The organism is Ralstonia sp. RL (genome assembly GCF_001683835.1).
In the GTDB taxonomy this organism is placed as follows: domain Bacteria; phylum Pseudomonadota; class Gammaproteobacteria; order Burkholderiales; family Burkholderiaceae; genus Ralstonia; species Ralstonia mannitolilytica.
Map to the genome: position 1 here is coordinate 1 of NZ_LWRX01000196.1, position 2,959 is coordinate 2,959.

At 66.8% G+C, this 2,959-nt stretch carries 2 protein-coding genes and 1 pseudogene; 1 reads left to right on the forward strand and 2 read right to left on the reverse strand.

Translation table 11 applies throughout. The features are described 5' to 3' along the window. Positions 1–277, forward strand: a pseudogene (locus tag A6M56_RS18740) (collagenase-like protease); the annotation flags it as partial. Positions 278–309: 32 nt separating this feature from the next. On the opposite strand, the gene A6M56_RS18745 reads toward A6M56_RS18740, so the two are convergent. Together A6M56_RS18745 and A6M56_RS18750 are read right to left on the reverse strand one after the other, a co-directional pair. After that, positions 310–963 (reverse strand): DUF2076 domain-containing protein, encoded by a 654-nt coding sequence (locus A6M56_RS18745; RefSeq protein WP_286758315.1) that lies wholly within the window; start codon positions 961–963, stop codon positions 310–312. Positions 964–1,053: 90 nt separating this feature from the next. Further along, complete coding sequence (locus tag A6M56_RS18750; protein WP_286758316.1) at positions 1,054–2,787, reverse strand: thiamine pyrophosphate-binding protein; 1,734 nt, start codon at positions 2,785–2,787, stop codon at positions 1,054–1,056. Positions 2,788–2,959 lie beyond the last annotated feature (172 nt).

Consider the following 2,959-nt stretch of genomic DNA (forward strand, 5'->3'; position numbering starts at 1 on the left):
AGCGGGCGAGGTGTCGTTGATGATCACCAAGCACTGCCTGCGTTTCTCGTTCAATCTTTGCCCCAAGCAGGCCAAGGGCGTGCAAGGCGTCCAGGGCCAGGTGCGCGCCGAACCGATGACGCTGGTCAGCGGCGACGAGCGCTACACGCTGCGTTTCGATTGCAAGCCATGCGAAATGCACGTCATCGGCGCAATCAAGCCGGGCATTCTGAACTCTCCGCCGCCGTCGGCCGTGCCCTACAGCCCGCTGGTCTTCCAGCGCAAGCGCCCCCGCTGACGGGGGCATGGCAGGCAGCCCGCAGCCCGGTGCTATATGAACGAGGAATCGTCGTCCGCGGCGCTCGGACCGCTCCAGTCGGCATCCAGGAAGTTGCTGTCCGCCGCCGCGTTGCCCGGATCGGCAGGAGGAACTTCCCGATCGTAATAGTTGTTGATGACGGTCGTTTCGCCGGACGCCGGGGCCCATCCCTGCTGCGCAAGGAACCCGCTGCCGCCGTTATGGTGGAACAGGCTTTCTATTCCTTGGAACAGGAGCGCGCCGCCGGCAACGCCTGCCGCCGTGGTGGCGATGCTGCCGAGCGTTCCGCCCAGCCCGCCGAGAAAGCCCGGGCGCGGCATGGCGGGAGACTGCGCGGACGGCGTCTGCGTTGCGGCAGGCGCGGGCACCGCCGTGGCGCGGGAGGCCGCGCTGTTACCCCACGCATTGGCGGAATCCAGAAAGCCTGCCGAACCGGATGAGCGCAATGCCTGCAATTCATTCTCCAGCGATGCGATGTGCGCCTTTGCCGATGCCAGCGCCTGATCCAGCAGCAAGGCGCGCTGCACCAGCAGATAGGCCGCATCCGGCTGTTTCGCGATGGCGTCGCCGATCAATGCCGCGGCCTGCGGGTCTTTTGCCTCCACGCGCGCCTGCACAAGCTGCGACAGAAAATTTTCCAGTAACTGCTTTTCCTGCGTATTCATGATCGCTCCTGTCAATCGATATCCATCGTCGATATTAAGGAGGCAGACTTAAAACCGGCTTAAGAAATCCCCCGCCCCCGGCAAACCCGCTCAGCCGGTCACCTTGCGCATCAGCGCCCGCCCGGCGAAGCGGACTCTTTGCGATAACGGGAAACGCTTGAAGGTCGATTTCGCCGTGCCGCTGGTAAACGCCGTGCGCTTCGAGTAATCGATCGCGACGTCGACAATCACCGGCCGCCCGCCGCTTGCCGCGCGCCTGGCTTGCGCGATCGCCTCGGCTATCCGCTCCCCGCTCTGCATCGGGACATAGGCGGCGCCGGTGGCCAGCGCGATGCCTTCGATATTCGGCCCGGCCAGCACGGTGCACGGCTTGCGGTTGTACGGAATCTGCTGGGCTTGAGCGATTTGCGACAGTTCGCCGTCGTGAAACACGAAATAGATCACGCCGAGGCGGTTGGCCGCCGCCGTGACGATCTCCATGCAGGTCATCATGAAACAGCCGTCGCCGACGATCGCGAACACTTCCAGGTCGGGCTGGGCCAGCTTGGCGCCGATCGCCGCCGGCACCGCATAGCCCATCGCGTTGAAATCGGTCGGCGTCAGCAGCCTGCCGCCGCGCCGCAGGGTGAACAGCTCCGCCGTCAGGAAGGTGTGATTGCCGTCGTCCAGCACGGTCACCGCATCGTCCGGCATCTGGCGCCGCAGCTCGTCGAAGAACCGCGCCGGATTCACGCGCCCCTTGCTGTCGTGCGCATACCATTCCTCGCGGTAGGCGCGCTTGTCCCGCGCGATCTGCTCGCGCAGCGCATTGTTGACGGCGCGCGGGCCGCGCGCGCGCAGCTCCGCCAGCAAGGCCGCCAGCATGGTCTTGGCGTCGCCGGCGATGTTGATGCGCCCCGGGTAATTGGCATCGAATACCTGCGGGTTGATATCGATGTGGACCAGCTTGTCCGGCACGGCCGCGCTGAAGCTGCCGGTCGGGATCTCGCCGAAACGGGCGCCGACCGCGAGCATCGCGTCGCAGCCGGCGAACGCATGGCGCGCCGCCGGCACCGCCGACGGGCTGAAGCCGAAGCCGGCATGCAGCGGATGGTCGCCCGGGAAAGTCGACAAGCCCTGCAGCGTGGTGCTGACCGGCGCCTGCAACAGCTCGGCGATGGCGACCAGCTCGTCGGTCGCCGCGCGCGCGCCCCAGCCGACGAACAGGCCCGGCTGTTTCGCCCCCAGCAGCAGGTCGGCGGCCTGCCGGATCAGCGAGCGGTCCGGCTCCTGTGCCGCGGCGGGCACGCTCCACTTCGGCAGCTCCCCGACTTCGCCGGGGAACAGTTGCAGGTTGACGGGAATCTCGATCAGCACCGGCCCTGGCTCGCCGCCGGTGGCGATGCGGTAGGCCTCGAAGATGGTCGGCACGACGTCCTCGTGGCGCAGCACCCGGAATGCCGCCTTGGTCAGCGGCTTGGCCAGCGCCATCTGGTCGATGTCGTGCAGCTGGTAGCGCTTGCCGGTATCGGTGCGTATGCCGCCGGAAAAGATCAGCATCGGAATGCCGTCCAGCAGCGCTTCGCCGATGCCGCTGGCGGCATGGGTCAAGCCGGCTGCCGGCACGATCGCCAGCGCGCCGATCGTGTCGCCGGCCGCCCGGCTTACGCCATCGGCCATGAAGGCCGCGCCGCCCTCATGCGTGACCAGGATCGGCGTGACCGCTTCCGAATTGTTCAGTTCGTCGTACAGCTCGGTGTTGTGCACGCCCGGAATGCCGAAGGTGAAGCGGATGCCGAGCTGCTCCATCGCGTAAACGGCCAGCCATGCCGCGGTTTTCTTCATGCCTTGTCTCCTTGAAAAATTATCCCGCAATCGATTTCGCCGCCCGCCGCGCGCTGTAGATGCAGCCGCCGAGGAAGGTGCCTTCCAGCCCGCGCAGGCCGTTCATCCCGCCGCCGCCGAAGCCGGCCGCTTCGCCCGCCGCATACAGGCCGGGGATCGGCTTTTCGGCCCC